Here is a 13,464-nt window from a genome sequence, read left to right as displayed (position 1 = left end):
TTCTACCTGTCTCCCGTTACCAGACGAAGGCGAGGACTTCCCCGCCAACGCTCCGCTTGCGGGCCTGCCGGTCGGTGAGCAGCCCCTGGGACGTCGAAATGATCGCCACGCCCAGCCCGCCGAGCACCCGCGGGAGCCCGTCCGACTTGGCGTAAACCCGCAGACCGGGCTTGGAGACGCGCTTGATGCCGGCCAGGCTCCGCTCCCGGTTCTGGCCGTACTTCAGCTCGACGACCAGTCGCTTGCCGACGGCGCCCTCCTCGGGCTCCTCGACTGCCCAGGTGGCGATGTAACCCTCGGTCTTGAGGACCTCGGCGATGTTCGCCTTGATCTTCGAGTAGGGCATCGTCACCCGGTCGTGGTACGCCTGGTTGGCGTTACGCAGACGCGTGAGCATGTCTGCGATCGGGTCGGTCATCGTCATGAAAACTCGTCAACCTTTCTCGCCGGGGTTCCCGCGACTCGCGCAGGCCTACGGCGAAGAGACAGTCCAGCTATCGCGCGGAGCGCGGCCGGGCTATTACCAGGAAGCCTTGGACACGCCGGGCAGTTCACCGCGGTGGGCCATCTCCCGGATGCACACCCGGCAGAGCCCGAACTTGCGGTAGACCGCCTTGGGACGCCCGCACCGCTGGCAGCGGGTGTACGCGCGAACCGAGAACTTCGGCTTCGCGGCCGCCTTGAGGATCAGCGCCTTCTTGGCCATCTCAGTTCTCCTTGAACGGGAAGCCCAGGAGCTTGAGCAGCGCCCGGCCCTCGTCGTCGGTCGTGGCGGTCGTGACCACCGTGATGTCCATGCCCCGCTGGCGATCGATCTTGTCCTGGTCGATCTCGTGGAACACCGACTGCTCGGTCAGACCGAACGTGTAGTTGCCGTGCCCGTCGAGCTTGCGCCCGTCCAGGCCGCGGAAGTCACGGATACGCGGCAGCGCGATGGACAGCAGCCGGTCCAGGAACTCCCACATCCGGTCGCCGCGCAGGGTCACCTTCGCGCCGATCGGCATACCCTCGCGCAGCTTGAACTGCGCGATGGACTTCGTCGCCCGCCGGACCTGCGGCTTCTGGCCGGTGATCGTGGCCAGGTCGCGGACCGCGCCGTCGATGAGCTTGGCGTCCCGAGCGGCCTCGCCGACACCCATGTTCACGACGATCTTCACCAGCCGCGGCACCTGCATCGGGTTGCCGTAGTCGCCCTGCTCGCGCAGCTTGGCGATGATCTCGTTGCGGTACCGCTCCTTGAGGCGCGGCATGGTCTTGGTTTCGGTAGCCGTGGTCATCACAGGTCCTTACCGGTGCTACGCGCGATGCGGACCTTCTGGCCGTTTTCGTCGATCCGGTAACCGACGCGGGTCGGCTTGCCGTCGGAGTCCACGACCATCACGTTCGAGACGTGGATCGGGGCTTCCTGGGTGACGATGCCACCGGTCTTGGCGCCACGCTGGGTGGTGCTGATGCGAGTGTGCTTCTTGACCCGGTTCACGCCCTCGACCAGGACCTTGTCCTGCCGCGGGTAGGCCGCGATGACCTTGCCCTTGGCACCCTTGTCCTTGCCGGCGATGACGACGACCGTGTCGCCCTTCTTGACCTTCACGGTCACAACACCTCCGGCGCGAGAGAAATGATCTTCATGAACCGCTTGTCCCGCAGCTCACGACCGACCGGGCCGAAGATACGGGTGCCACGCGGGTCCCCGCCGTCCTTGATGATGACGGCGGCGTTCTCGTCGAAGCGGATGTACGAACCGTCCGGCCGGCGCCTCTCCTTGGCGGTGCGGACGACGACCGCCTTCACGACGTCGCCCTTCTTCACACCAGCACCGGGGATCGCGTCCTTGACGGTGGCGACGATGACGTCGCCGATGCTCGCGTAGCGCCGACCGGAGCCACCGAGAACTCGGATGCACAGGATCTCCCGGGCACCCGTGTTGTCGGCGACGCGCAGTCGCGACTCCTGCTGAATCACGTCTATCTCCTATGTCTGCCGGTTCTCCGGCCGCCGGGGCGGCCGGAGCCTGGCGGAACCTGCGCCCGACCGATCTCGGCCGAGCTCGAGCCTTCGCTACTTGGCCTTCTCGAGGATCTCCACGAGCCGCCACCGCTTGGTGGCGGACAGCGGCCGGGTCTCCATGATCAGGACCCGGTCGCCGATGCCGGCGGAGTTCTGCTCGTCGTGGACCTTGAGCTTGCTGGTCCGGCGCATGATCTTGCCGTACAGCGCGTGCTTGACCCGGTCCTCGACCTCGACCACGACGGTCTTTTCCATCTTGTCGCTGACCACGAGGCCCTCGCGGACCTTGCGGCGGCCCCGCTGCTGGGTGGCGGTCGTGTTCTCGCTCATGAAGCAGTCACCTCAGTCGGCGCGGCCGAGAGCCCCAGCTCACGCTCACGCATGATCGTGTAGATCCGGGCGATCTCCCGACGGATGACCTGCAGCCGCCGGTTGTTGTCCAGCTGCCCGGTTGCGGCCTGTACGCGGAGGTTGAACAGCTCCGCCTTGGCCTCGCGCAGCTTCGTGACCAGCTCCTCCTCGGAGAGCTCACGCAGCTCGGAGGCCTTAACGCCCGCTGCCATCAGGATTCACCCACTTCGCGCGTAACAATGCGGCACTTCATCGGGAGCTTGTGGATCGCGCGACGCATCGCCTCTCGCGCGATCTGCTCGTTGGGGAAGGACATCTCGAAGAGAACCCGCCCCGGCTTAACGTTGGCGACCCACCACTCGGGCGAGCCCTTACCGGAACCCATCCGGGTTTCCGCCGGCTTCTTGGTGAGGGCCTGGTCCGGGAAGATGGTGATCCAGACCTTGCCGCCACGCTTGATGTGCCGGGTCATCGCGATACGTGCCGACTCGATCTGCCGGTTGGTCACGTACGCCGGCTCGAGAGCCTGGATCCCGAACTCGCCGAACACCACCCGGTTGCCGCCCTTGGACGCGCCGCTACGGTCCGGGTGGTGCGGCTTGCGGAAGCCCTTCGGGGGCTTGCGCGGCATCAGCATCTGTCAGCCCTCCTGCTGCGTTTCTACCGCGGCGGCGACGGCGGACGTGTCCACCGGCTCGCCGCTCGGCGTCTCGGCCTGCTGCGCGACGGTCGTCGCGGCAGCCCGGCCGGCCTCGGTGCCACCGGAGGTCGTACCGGACGAGCCGGAACGACCACGACGCGGCCGCTCAGGACGGTCACCGCGCTCCCGGCGCGGGCGCGACGGCGCCTCGGCCGGAGTCTCCCGACCCGGCACCGCGTCACCCTTGTAGATCCAGACCTTCACGCCGATCCGGCCGAAGGTGGTACGGGCCTCGAAGAAGCCGTACTCGATGTTGGCCCGCAGCGTGTGCAGCGGAACCCGACCCTCGCGGTAGAACTCCGTGCGGCTCATCTCGGCGCCGCCGAGGCGACCCGAAACCTGCACCCGGATGCCCTTGCACATCGGGTTCTTCATCGCCGACTGCATCGCCTTGCGCATCGCCCGACGGAAGCTGACCCGGCTGGAGAGCTGCTCGGCCACGCCCTGGGCGACCAGTTGCGCGTCCGACTCGGGGTTCTTCACCTCGATGATGTTCAGCTGCACCTGCTTGCCGGTGAGCTTCTCCAGCTCGCCGCGGATCCGGTCGGCCTCCGCACCCTTACGGCCGATGACGATGCCCGGCCGGGCGGTGTGGATGTCCACGCGGACCCGATCGCGAGTGCGCTCGATGTCGACCTTGGAAATGCCGGCGCGCTCCAGGCCCTTGGACATCATCCGGCGGATCTTGACATCCTCGCCGATGTAGTCCTTGTAGAGCTTGTCCGCGAACCAGCGGGACTTCCAGTCGGTCGAGATGCCGAGGCGGAACCCGTGCGGGTGAACCTTCTGACCCATTACTCGGCGCCCTCCGTGTTGCTTTGCGTCTCGGCCGGCGCGGTCTGCTCCGCCGGGGCCGCCTTCTTCGCCGACTTCTTCGGCGCGGCCGGCGCGACCGCCTCGACCGCCACCGTGATGTGGCAGGTGCGCTTACGGATCCGGTACGCCCGGCCCTGCGCCCGCGGCTGGAACCGCTTCATGGTCGGGCCCTCGTCCACGAACGCCTCGCTGACGAGCAGCGCGTCGGGGTCCAGCCGCTCGTTGTTCTCCGCGTTGGCGATCGCGCTCGCGAGCACCTTGTACACCTGCTCGCTCGCAGCCTGCGGCGCGAACTGCAGCACCGTGAGCGCCTCCTTCGCGGGCAGGCCGCGGACGAGGTTGACCACCCGGCGCGCCTTCATCGGCGAGATGCGCACGTACCGCGCAACCGCCCGCGCGCCCGGAAGCACCGGAGCGTCGCCCTTTCCTGGCATCGCTGTAACCCCTTGATCCTCTATCCGTATGCCCGCGGCGTCAGCGCCGGCGGCTCTTCCGGTCGTCCTTCTCGTGACCCTTGAACGTACGGGTCAGCGCGAACTCGCCGAGCTTGTGCCCGACCATCGCCTCGGTCACGAACACTGGGACGTGCTTACGTCCGTCGTGCACCGCGATCGTGTGCCCGAGCATCTCCGGGATGATCGTCGAGCGCCGCGACCAGGTCTTGATGACGTTCTTCGAGCCCTTCTCGTTCTGCGTCTCCACCTTCTTGAGCAGGTGGTCGTCGATGAACGGGCCCTTCTTCAGGCTGCGAGGCATGTCTTATCTCCCTCAGCCGCGCTTACGCGTGGCGTAGCGGCGGCGGACGATCAGCCGGTCACTCGGCTGGCCCTTACGACGGGTGCGGCCCTCGGGCTTACCCTGCGGGTTGACCGGGTGGCGACCACCGGAGGTCTTGCCCTCGCCACCACCGTGCGGGTGGTCGACCGGGTTCATGGCCACACCACGGACGGTCGGGCGCTTGCCCTTCCACCGCATCCGGCCGGCCTTACCCCAGTTGATGTTCGACTGATCGGCGTTGCCGATCTCGCCGATGCTGGCGCGGCAGCGCACGTCCACCCGCCGGATCTCGCCCGACGGCATACGCAGGGTCGCGTACACACCCTCACGGCCGAGCAGCTGGATGCCGACGCCGGCCGAGCGGGCCAGCTTGGCCCCGCCACCCGGACGCAGCTCCACGTTGTGGATCGTGGTACCGACCGGGATGTTGCGCAGCGGCAGGTTGTTACCCGGCTTGATGTCGGCGCCCGGACCGGACTCGACGCGGTCGCCCTGCTTCAGGTCCTTCGGCGCGATGATGTACCGCTTCTCGCCGTCGGCGTAGTGCAGCAGCGCGATCCGCGCGGTGCGGTTCGGGTCGTACTCGATGTGCGCGACCTTGGCCGGCACGCCGTCCTTGTCGACCCGCTTGAAGTCGATGATCCGGTACTGCCGCTTGTGGCCGCCACCCTGGTGCCGGGCGGTGATCCGCCCGTGGGCGTTCCGGCCGCCCTTCTTCGGCAGCGGTGCCAGCAGCGACTTCTCCGGCGTCGACCGGGTGATCTCGGCGAAGTCGGCAACGCTCGAGCCACGCCGGCCCGGCGTCGTCGGCTTGTACTTACGGATAGCCATTGTCTACACCCCTCAGCTGACCGGGCCGCCGAAGGCCTCGATGCGGTCGCCCTCAGCCAGCTTCACCATCGCGCGCTTGGTGTTCTTGCGCTTGCCGAACCCGGTACGGGTCCGCTTGCGCTTGCCCTCGCGGTTGAGCGTGTTGACCGTCAGGACGCGGACGTTGAAGATCTGCTCGATAGCGATCTTGATCGCGGTCTTGTTCGCGTCCGGGTGCACCAGGAAGGTGTACCAGTTGCGGTTCAGCTCGCTGTAGCTCTTCTCCGAGACGACCGGCGCCACGATGATGTCGCGCGGGTCGGCGATCGTGCTCACTTGCCACCCTCCTCGGTGGTCTCGGCGGGAACGCCCAGGAACTCGTCCAGGGCCTCCTTGGTGAAGACCACGTCGTCGGCCACCAGCACGTCGTACGTGTTGAGCTGGCCGGCCTCGATCAGGTGCACCCGCGGCTCGTTGCGCAGCGACACCCAGTTCAACTCGTCGATGCTGCTCAGCACGACGAGCACCCGGCGGGCCTCGGTCAGCTTGGCGAGCGTGGCCAGCGCGGCCTTGGTCGACGGCTTCTCGCCCGAGACGAACGCCTCGACGACGTGCACCTGCCCGGCGCGGGCCCGGTCCGACAGGGCGCCACGCAGCGCGGCGGCCTTCATCTTCTTCGGGGTGCGCTGGCTGTAGTCGCGCGGCACCGGGCCGTGCACCACGCCACCGCCGGCGAACTGCGGCGCGCGGATCGAACCCTGGCGGGCCCGACCGGTGCCCTTCTGCTTGTAGGGCTTCTTGCCGCCGCCGGCGACCTCGCCCCGGGTCTTGGTCTTGTGGGTGCCCTGCCGGGCCGCGGCCAGCTGCGCCACCACGACCTGGTGCATCAGCGGCACGTTGGCCTGCACGTCGAAGATGTCACCGGGCAGCTCGACCGAGCCGGTCTTGGTGCCTTCGGAGTTCAGGACGTCAACGCTGGTCACTTGGCCACACCGCCCTTCTTCGCCTTGGCCTTGGCCGCGGTGCGGACCAGGACCAGCGCGCCCTTGGGGCCGGGGATGGCGCCACGGACGAGCAGGAGGTTGTTCTCGGTGTCGACCGCCTGGACGGTCAGGTTCTGCACGGTGTAGCGCACGCCGCCCATGCGGCCCGCCATCCGGGTGCCCTTGAAGACGCGACCCGGGGTGGCGCAGGCCCCGATGGAGCCCGGCGAGCGGTGCTTGCGCTCGACACCGTGGCTGGCGCGCAGACCGTGGAAGCCGTGCCGCTTCATCGGGCCGGCGTAGCCCTTGCCCTTGGTCTTGCCGGTGACGTCGATCGAGACGCCGGCCGGGAACTCCTCGACCGTGACCTCCTGGCCGAGCGAGTAGTCCGCCGCGTCGTTGGTGCGCAGCTCGACGATGTGCCGGCGCGGCGCCACGTCAGCCTTGGCGTAGTGCCCACGCAGCGGCTTCTTGGCCTTGCGCGGGTCGATCGTCCCGTACGCCAGCTGGACCGCGGAGTAACCGTCCTTGTCGGCGTCACGAACCTGGGTGATGACGCAGGGGCCGGCCTGAACCACGGTCACCGGGACAACCTTGTTGTTGTCCCAGACCTGGGTCATGCCGAGCTTCGCGCCCAGGATCCCCTTAACTTGCCTGTCCATGTGTCCGGTCCCTACAGCTTGATCTCGATGTCGACGCCAGCCGGCAGGTCGAGGCGCATGAGCGAGTCGACCGTCTTCGGGGTCGGGTCGATGATGTCGATCAGCCGCTTGTGCGTACGCATCTCGAAGTGCTCGCGCGAGTCCTTGTACTTGTGCGGCGAGCGGATGACGCAGAAACGGTTGATCTCCGTGGGCAGCGGCACCGGGCCCGCGACCTGCGCCCCGGTACGCGTCACCGTCTCGACGATCTTCCGAGCCGAGGAGTCGACGACCTCGTGGTCATAGGCCTTGAGCCGGATGCGGATCTTCTGTCCCGCCATGGTGGCTTCTGTTCCTTCTCTCGATGCCGCTGTGTTGCGGGTGTCTGTACCGGCTGGTACAGACCCTCTTCGCCGACCCCCGCGGTCGGGCGTGTCGCGCCGTTGGACCAGGCTCCGCCCCGGGACTCCGGAGCGATCCTGACCGCGGTGGGTCAAGGCGCCGATCGCGCTACCGCGACCTGAACGCCGCGCGAGGGTGGTTGGCGGACGGGCCGCCAACCACCCCACGCCCGACTGCTCTGCCTACCCGGAGGTTCGGCGGAAGCCGAACACGGGCGGCGAACTGTCGTTACGCAACCTGACTAGTATGCCGCACGACCGGCGGCGGGTCTAATCGGGGTTACCCAGCTCACTTGATGATCTTGGTGACGCGACCAGCGCCGACCGTACGGCCACCCTCCCGGATCGCGAACTTGAGGTTGTCCTCCATCGCGATGGGCTGGATCAGCTTCACGGTCATCGTGGTGTTGTCGCCCGGCATGACCATCTCGGTGCCCTCGGGGAGGGTGACGACACCGGTGACGTCCGTGGTCCGGAAGTAGAACTGCGGACGGTAGTTCTGGAAGAACGGGGTGTGCCGGCCACCCTCCTCCTTGGAGAGGATGTAGACGGTCGCCTCGAACTCCGTGTGCGGGGTGCTGGTGCCCGGCTTGACGACCACCATGCCGCGCTCGACGTCCTCGCGCTTGATGCCCCGCAGCAGCAGACCGACGTTCTCACCCGCGCGGGCCTCGTCGAGCAGCTTGCGGAACATCTCGATGCCGGTGCAGGTGGTCTTCATCGACTTCTCGCGGATGCCGACGATCTCCACCTCCTCGTTCGGCTTGAGGATGCCGCGCTCGGCGCGACCGGTGACGACGGTGCCACGACCGGTGATCGTGAAGACGTCCTCGATCGGCATCAGGAACGGCTTCTCGGTCTCGCGCTCCGGCTGCGGGATCGCGGTGTCGACCGCGTTCATCAGCTCCAGGAGCCGGCCGGTCCACTCCGGGTCACCCTCCAGCGCCTTCAGCGCCGAAACGCGGACGACCGGCAGGTCGTCGCCCGGGTACTCCTGGGCCGAGAGCAGCTCACGGACCTCGAGCTCGACGAGCTCCAGGAGCTCCTCGTCGTCGACCATGTCGCTCTTGTTCAGCGCCACGACGATGTACGGCACGCCGACCTGGCGGGCCAGCAGCACGTGCTCGCGGGTCTGCGGCATCGGGCCGTCGGTCGCCGCGACCACCAGGATCGCGCCGTCCATCTGGGCGGCACCGGTGATCATGTTCTTGATGTAGTCGGCGTGACCGGGGCAGTCAACGTGCGCGTAGTGCCGCGCCTCGGTCTGGTACTCGACGTGCGCGATCGAGATCGTGATGCCGCGGGCCTTCTCCTCCGGCGCCTTGTCGATCTCGTCGAACGGCGTGTACGGGTTCAGGTCCGGGTACTGGTCGTGCAGGACCTTGGTGATGGCCGCCGTCAGCGTCGTCTTACCGTGGTCGATGTGACCAATGGTGCCGATGTTGACGTGCGGCTTAGTCCGCTCGAACTTCGCCTTCGCCACTGGTGTCCTCCTGTGGACTTCTTGGTTCGTTCGCCCCGGTGCGCCAGGTCGGCGCTTAGGACTCTGTCGACAGCCTTTCCGGCCTAACGACCGGAGAGCTTTGTGGGTTCTGCGGCGATGAAGCCTACAGGCCCGGAATTCACACAATCCGACCGAGGTGGTCGCGGTCGGGGAAGCCCTCCCGCGACCACCGTCGGATCAGCTCAGACGAACGTCACTCACCCGTCGCCTTGGCGATGATCTCCTTGGCCACCGAGGCCGGAACCTCGGCGTAGGAGTCGAACTGCATGCTGTAGCTAGCCCGGCCCTGGGTCTTCGACCGCAGGTCGCCGACGTAGCCGAACATCTCCGACAGCGGCACCAGAGCCCGGACGACGCGGGCGCCACTGCGCTCCTCCATCGCCTGGATGATGCCACGGCGGGAGTTGAGGTCGCCGATGACGTCACCCATGTTCTCCTCAGGAGTGGTGACCTCAACGGCCATCATCGGCTCGAGCAGTGCCGGATCGGCCTTGCGGGCCGCGTCCTTCATCACCATCGAACCGGCGATCTTGAATGCCATTTCCGACGAGTCGACCTCGTGGTACTGGCCGTCCAGCAGCGTCAGCTTGACACCCACCAGCGGGAAGCCGGCGAGGATGCCGTACTGCATGGCGTCCTGCGCGCCCGCGTCCACCGACGGGATGAACTCCCGGGGGATGCGGCCACCGGTGACGGCGTTGGCGAACTCGTAGGTCGGGGCGTCGTTACCGAGCGGCAGCGGCTCCAGGCTGATGATCACCCGGGCGTACTGGCCGGAACCACCGGTCTGCTTCTTGTGGGTGTACTCGACCTTGTCCACCTTGCGACGGATGGTCTCGCGGTACGCCACCTGCGGCTTACCGATGTTCGCCTCGACGTTGAACTCGCGGCGCATCCGGTCGACCAGGATGTCCAGGTGCAGCTCGCCCATGCCGGAGATGACCGTCTGGCCGGTCTGGTCGTCCAGCTTGACGCGGAAGGTCGGGTCCTCCTCGGCCAGCCGCTGGATGGCGGTGCTGAGCTTCTCCTGGTCGGCCTTGGTCTTCGGCTCGATGGCCACCTCGATGACCGGCTCCGGGAAGGTCATCGACTCCAGGATGACCGGGTTCGCCGGGTCGCACAGGGTGTCACCGGTGGTGGTCTGCTTCAGACCCTGCACCGCGATGATGTCGCCAGCCTGGGCCGAGCTGCGCTCTTCCCGCTTGTTGGCGTGCATCTGGTAGATCTTGCCGATCCGCTCCTTGCGGTCCTTGGTGGAGTTCACCACCTGGGAGCCGGACTCGAGCGTGCCGGAGTAGATCCGCACGTAGGTGAGCTTGCCGAGGTGCTTGTCGGTCTGGATCTTGAAGGCCAGGCCGGAGAACGGCTCCGACACCGACGGCTTGCGCTGCAGCGGAGTCTCGCCGTCGGTGGCCGTGCCCTCGATCGCCGGGATGTCCAGCGGCGACGGCAGGTACGCGACGACCGCGTCCAGCATCGGCTGGATGCCCTTGTTCTTGAAGGCGGTGCCGGTGAGGACCGGGTTGGCCTTGCCGCCGATGGTGGCCCGACGGATGGCGGCCTTGATCTCCTCGACGGAGATCTCCTCGCCCTCCAGGTACTTCTCCATCACCGCGTCGTCGACGTCGGCCAGGGTCTCCATCAGCTTCTCGCGCCACTCGGCCGCGGAGTCGGCCAGGTCGGCCGGGATCTCCTCGATCGCGTAGTCCTCACCCTTCTGGGTCTCACCACGCCAGGTGAGGGCACGCATCTCGACCAGGTCGACCACGCCGATGAAGTCACTCTCGGCGCCGATCGGAATCTGGAGCACCAGCGGGGTGGCGTTCAGCCGGTCGATCATCATCTGCACGCAGCGGAAGAAGTCCGCGCCGGTGCGGTCGAGCTTGTTGACGAAGCACATCCGCGGGACGTTGTACTTGTCCGCCTGGCGCCAGACGTTCTCCGTCTGCGGCTCCACGCCGGCCACACCGTCGTAGACCGCGACCGCACCGTCCAGCACGCGCAGCGACCGCTCCACCTCGACCGTGAAGTCGACGTGGCCGGGCGTGTCGATGATCTGGATCGTGTGGCCCTTCCACTCGCACTTCGTGGCGGCGGAAGTGATGGTGATACCGCGCTCCTGCTCCTGCTCCATCCAGTCCATGACGGCAGCGCCCTCGTGGACCTCACCGATCTTGTACGTGATACCGGTGTAGAACAGGATTCGCTCGGTGGTAGTGGTCTTACCGGCATCGATGTGCGCCATGATGCCGATATTGCGTACGTTGGCGAGCGCGTCTGCGGCGGCCACTTCAATCCCTACTTATCGTCGTCCCGACACAACTGGTGGCGGTCCCGGCACCGGTTGGGCGCCGGGACCAGGGTGTTACCAGCGGTAGTGCGCGAAGGCCTTGTTGGACTCCGCCATCTTGTGGGTGTCCTCACGCCGCTTGACGGCGGCGCCGAGGCCGTTGCTCGCGTCCAGCAGCTCGTTCATCAGCCGCTCGATCATGGTCTTCTCGCGCCGGGCGCGGGAGTAGGTGACCAGCCAGCGCAGGCCCAGGGTGGTCGCCCGGGCGGGGCGGACCTCGACCGGAACCTGGTAGGTCGCGCCACCGACGCGGCGGCTGCGGACCTCAAGGGTCGGCTTGACGTTGTCCATCGCCCGCTTGAGGGTGACGACCGGGTCGGTGCCGGACTTCTCGCGGCAGCCCTCCAGGGCCGCGTACACGATGCGCTCGGCGAGCTGACGCTTGCCGCGAAGCAGGATCTTGTTCACCAACTGGGTGACCAGCGGCGAGTTGTACACCGGGTCAGCGACCAGCGGCTTCCGCGGAGCGGGTCCCTTACGCGGCATGTCAGCTCTTCTCCTTCTTCGCGCCGTAGCGGCTGCGCGCCTGCTTGCGGTTGCGGACACCCTGGGTGTCCAGCGAACCGCGGACGATCTTGTAACGCACGCCGGGGAGGTCCTTCACCCGGCCGCCGCGGACGAGCACGATCGAGTGCTCCTGCAGGTTGTGCCCGACGCCCGGGATGTAGGCGGTCACCTCGACCTGGCTGCTGAGCTTGACACGAGCAACCTTGCGCAGCGCCGAGTTCGGCTTCTTCGGGGTGGTGGTGTACACGCGGGTGCACACGCCGCGCCGCTGAGGGGATCCCTTCAGCGCCGGGGTCTTGGTCTTGGTGGTTTTCGCCTGGCGGCCCTTTCGGACCAGCTGCTGAATGGTGGGCACCGGGTTTCTCCGCTCCCTTCGGCCGCATGTCGCGACCGCGCCGTCTGCCGTAGCCGACCAGATGACCGGCTCTCCTACATTCCGACCAGGGCCGCCTCGCGGAGGTCCCGGCACCCGCGGTCGGGCGTGTCGCCCGCTCACGGTCCCGGTTCCGACGCTTGCGCGCAGCCCCGGGGGATTTGTCACCGGCACACGGGCATCCGTACGCCGGATCTTTGGCTCAGTCGTGGCGCCTTCCGGAATCCGGATGCCGGATCCAGCGCACGCACGAGTTGCCCGGGCTGGCCCGGGCACAAGGGGAAAGAGTACCTACCACAGCCGCGCAGGTCAAAACGGGAGACCCGCCGAACTTCTCACCGCCCGGCGACCGGCTCCGTCGCTCCGCCCGCCCGTGATGGGCACCTACGGACACAAGTGTACCGGCTCTGCCGGAAACCGCCCGCCGACCCCCGAGCCGGCGCCACCAGGCGAATCAGGCCAGTGCCAGCCGGCTGTTCGGGCCAGCGTCAGCAGGCGGACGAGGGCGGGCCACCAGGGGGATCAGGCCAGCGTCAGCAGGAGGGCAAGGCCCACGCCCAGCAGGCTCAGCAGCAGTCCTACCCCGCCGCAGCTGATCCCGGCGATCGCGAGACCGCGGCCGGTGAACCGGACCGCTGGCGGAGGTGCCGGCCGCCGGATCTGACGCGAGCCCAGCAGACCGGCGACGATGGCGCCGGCCCCGGTGAGGCCGCCCAGGGTGGCGAAGGAACCGGCGGCCAGGACACCGCTCGGTCCGCCGCCCACCGCACCCACGCAGACGACCAGGAACGACACCAGGATGGAGATGATCCCGGCGACCAGCGAACCGACCGCCAGGCCCGAGGTGACCGGTGGCACGTCGAGATGCACCATCGCGTACGGAGTGCCGGGTACCGGCTCCACCCGCTTCGGCGGCCGGGGGCGGTCCTGTGCCGGCGGGACGGGGCCGGCGCCCCAGCCCGGACCGGGGTACCCGCCCGGTGGTGGCCCGAGACCCGGCCCGCTCGGCGGCGTGCCGGGCACGACCACCGACGGCCCGAAATGCGGCGCCCCGGGCGGAGTTGGCGACGCGCCGAACGCCCCCGGCGGCGCTCCGAATGCCTCCGGCGGCGGACCCGGCGCAGCCGGGGCGAACGAGCCAGGCGCGGGCGGGGTGAGGGTGCCAGGCGCGGGCGGCGACGTAGCGGCGGGTGGGGGCGGCGCGTACCCGGTCGGGAGGTTTGCCGGCGCGGGTCCCGGCGGTG

The 13,464-nt window shown here is 68.0% G+C and carries 21 protein-coding genes; all 21 read right to left on the bottom strand.

Annotated elements, in window-relative coordinates:
- Window positions 1-16: 16 nt before the first annotated feature.
- Window positions 17-424 carry a 30S ribosomal protein S8 gene (gene rpsH / locus E0H26_RS07570; protein WP_119575437.1) on the bottom strand — a complete coding sequence of 136 codons (408 nt, stop codon included), beginning with the start codon at window positions 422-424 and terminating at the stop codon, window positions 17-19.
- A gap of 96 nt (window positions 425-520) precedes the next feature.
- Window positions 521-706, bottom strand: coding sequence for a type Z 30S ribosomal protein S14 (locus E0H26_RS07565; RefSeq protein WP_007073023.1), 186 nt, complete (start codon window positions 704-706; stop codon window positions 521-523).
- Window position 707: 1 nt separating this feature from the next.
- Window positions 708-1,277, bottom strand: coding sequence for a 50S ribosomal protein L5 (gene rplE, locus E0H26_RS07560; RefSeq protein ID WP_131302540.1), 570 nt, complete (start codon window positions 1,275-1,277; stop codon window positions 708-710).
- Window positions 1,277-1,597, bottom strand: coding sequence for a 50S ribosomal protein L24 (gene rplX, locus E0H26_RS07555; protein WP_012184319.1), 321 nt, complete (start codon window positions 1,595-1,597; stop codon window positions 1,277-1,279). The genes rplE and rplX overlap by 1 nt, the downstream gene beginning before the upstream one ends.
- On the bottom strand, window positions 1,594-1,962 hold the full coding sequence (gene rplN, locus E0H26_RS07550; protein WP_007465279.1) for a 50S ribosomal protein L14: 369 nt from the start codon (window positions 1,960-1,962) through the stop codon (window positions 1,594-1,596). The genes rplX and rplN overlap by 4 nt, the downstream gene beginning before the upstream one ends.
- 96 nt (window positions 1,963-2,058) lie before the next feature.
- Window positions 2,059-2,337 carry a 30S ribosomal protein S17 gene (gene rpsQ, locus E0H26_RS07545; protein ID WP_131302536.1) on the bottom strand — a complete coding sequence of 93 codons (279 nt, stop codon included), beginning with the start codon at window positions 2,335-2,337 and terminating at the stop codon, window positions 2,059-2,061.
- Entirely contained in the window at window positions 2,334-2,570 is a 237-nt protein-coding gene (rpmC, locus tag E0H26_RS07540) for a 50S ribosomal protein L29 (RefSeq protein WP_007073028.1), read from the bottom strand. Before rpmC ends, rpsQ begins: the two co-directional genes overlap by 4 nt.
- Complete coding sequence (gene rplP / locus E0H26_RS07535; protein ID WP_007465292.1) at window positions 2,570-2,995, bottom strand: 50S ribosomal protein L16; 426 nt, start codon at window positions 2,993-2,995, stop codon at window positions 2,570-2,572. The genes rpmC and rplP overlap by 1 nt, the downstream gene beginning before the upstream one ends.
- 3 nt (window positions 2,996-2,998) lie before the next feature.
- Window positions 2,999-3,853 carry a 30S ribosomal protein S3 gene (gene rpsC, locus E0H26_RS07530; protein WP_131302532.1) on the bottom strand — a complete coding sequence of 285 codons (855 nt, stop codon included), beginning with the start codon at window positions 3,851-3,853 and terminating at the stop codon, window positions 2,999-3,001.
- Complete coding sequence (gene rplV / locus E0H26_RS07525; RefSeq protein WP_131302529.1) at window positions 3,853-4,308, bottom strand: 50S ribosomal protein L22; 456 nt, start codon at window positions 4,306-4,308, stop codon at window positions 3,853-3,855. The genes rpsC and rplV overlap by 1 nt, the downstream gene beginning before the upstream one ends.
- A 40-nt stretch (window positions 4,309-4,348) precedes the next feature.
- Complete coding sequence (gene rpsS, locus E0H26_RS07520) at window positions 4,349-4,630, bottom strand: 30S ribosomal protein S19 (protein WP_013735950.1); 282 nt, start codon at window positions 4,628-4,630, stop codon at window positions 4,349-4,351.
- Window positions 4,631-4,642: 12 nt separating this feature from the next.
- Window positions 4,643-5,482 carry a 50S ribosomal protein L2 gene (gene rplB, locus E0H26_RS07515; RefSeq protein ID WP_013735951.1) on the bottom strand — a complete coding sequence of 280 codons (840 nt, stop codon included), beginning with the start codon at window positions 5,480-5,482 and terminating at the stop codon, window positions 4,643-4,645.
- A 12-nt stretch (window positions 5,483-5,494) separates the two neighbouring features.
- The gene (gene rplW / locus E0H26_RS07510) at window positions 5,495-5,797 is read right to left on the bottom strand and encodes a 50S ribosomal protein L23 (protein WP_013735952.1); all 303 of its coding nucleotides are present in this window, start codon (window positions 5,795-5,797) and stop codon (window positions 5,495-5,497) included.
- On the bottom strand, window positions 5,794-6,444 hold the full coding sequence (gene rplD, locus E0H26_RS07505) for a 50S ribosomal protein L4 (RefSeq protein ID WP_131302527.1): 651 nt from the start codon (window positions 6,442-6,444) through the stop codon (window positions 5,794-5,796). The genes rplW and rplD overlap by 4 nt, the downstream gene beginning before the upstream one ends.
- Complete coding sequence (gene rplC / locus E0H26_RS07500) at window positions 6,441-7,106, bottom strand: 50S ribosomal protein L3 (protein ID WP_131302524.1); 666 nt, start codon at window positions 7,104-7,106, stop codon at window positions 6,441-6,443. The genes rplD and rplC overlap by 4 nt, the downstream gene beginning before the upstream one ends.
- 11 nt (window positions 7,107-7,117) lie before the next feature.
- Complete coding sequence (gene rpsJ / locus E0H26_RS07495; RefSeq protein ID WP_007073037.1) at window positions 7,118-7,426, bottom strand: 30S ribosomal protein S10; 309 nt, start codon at window positions 7,424-7,426, stop codon at window positions 7,118-7,120.
- Window positions 7,427-7,775: 349 nt separating this feature from the next.
- Entirely contained in the window at window positions 7,776-8,969 is a 1,194-nt protein-coding gene (gene tuf / locus E0H26_RS07490; RefSeq protein WP_111215579.1) for an elongation factor Tu, read from the bottom strand.
- A 214-nt stretch (window positions 8,970-9,183) separates the two neighbouring features.
- Entirely contained in the window at window positions 9,184-11,280 is a 2,097-nt protein-coding gene (gene fusA, locus E0H26_RS07485; protein WP_131302521.1) for an elongation factor G, read from the bottom strand.
- Between the two features lie 75 nt (window positions 11,281-11,355).
- Window positions 11,356-11,826: a 30S ribosomal protein S7 gene (gene rpsG / locus E0H26_RS07480; RefSeq protein ID WP_077938296.1), complete on the bottom strand. Its 471-nt coding sequence runs from the start codon at window positions 11,824-11,826 to the stop codon at window positions 11,356-11,358.
- Window position 11,827: 1 nt separating this feature from the next.
- Window positions 11,828-12,202 (bottom strand): 30S ribosomal protein S12, encoded by a 375-nt coding sequence (rpsL, locus tag E0H26_RS07475; RefSeq protein ID WP_013735958.1) that lies wholly within the window; start codon window positions 12,200-12,202, stop codon window positions 11,828-11,830.
- Between the two features lie 540 nt (window positions 12,203-12,742).
- Entirely contained in the window at window positions 12,743-13,093 is a 351-nt protein-coding gene (locus E0H26_RS07470; RefSeq protein WP_206024923.1) for a hypothetical protein, read from the bottom strand.
- Window positions 13,094-13,464: the final 371 nt, after the last annotated feature.

The sequence above is a fragment of the Micromonospora zingiberis genome (genome assembly GCF_004331455.1).
GTDB classification, from domain to species: domain Bacteria; phylum Actinomycetota; class Actinomycetes; order Mycobacteriales; family Micromonosporaceae; genus Micromonospora; species Micromonospora zingiberis.
This window is presented reverse-complemented; position numbering and strand designations above follow the sequence as displayed.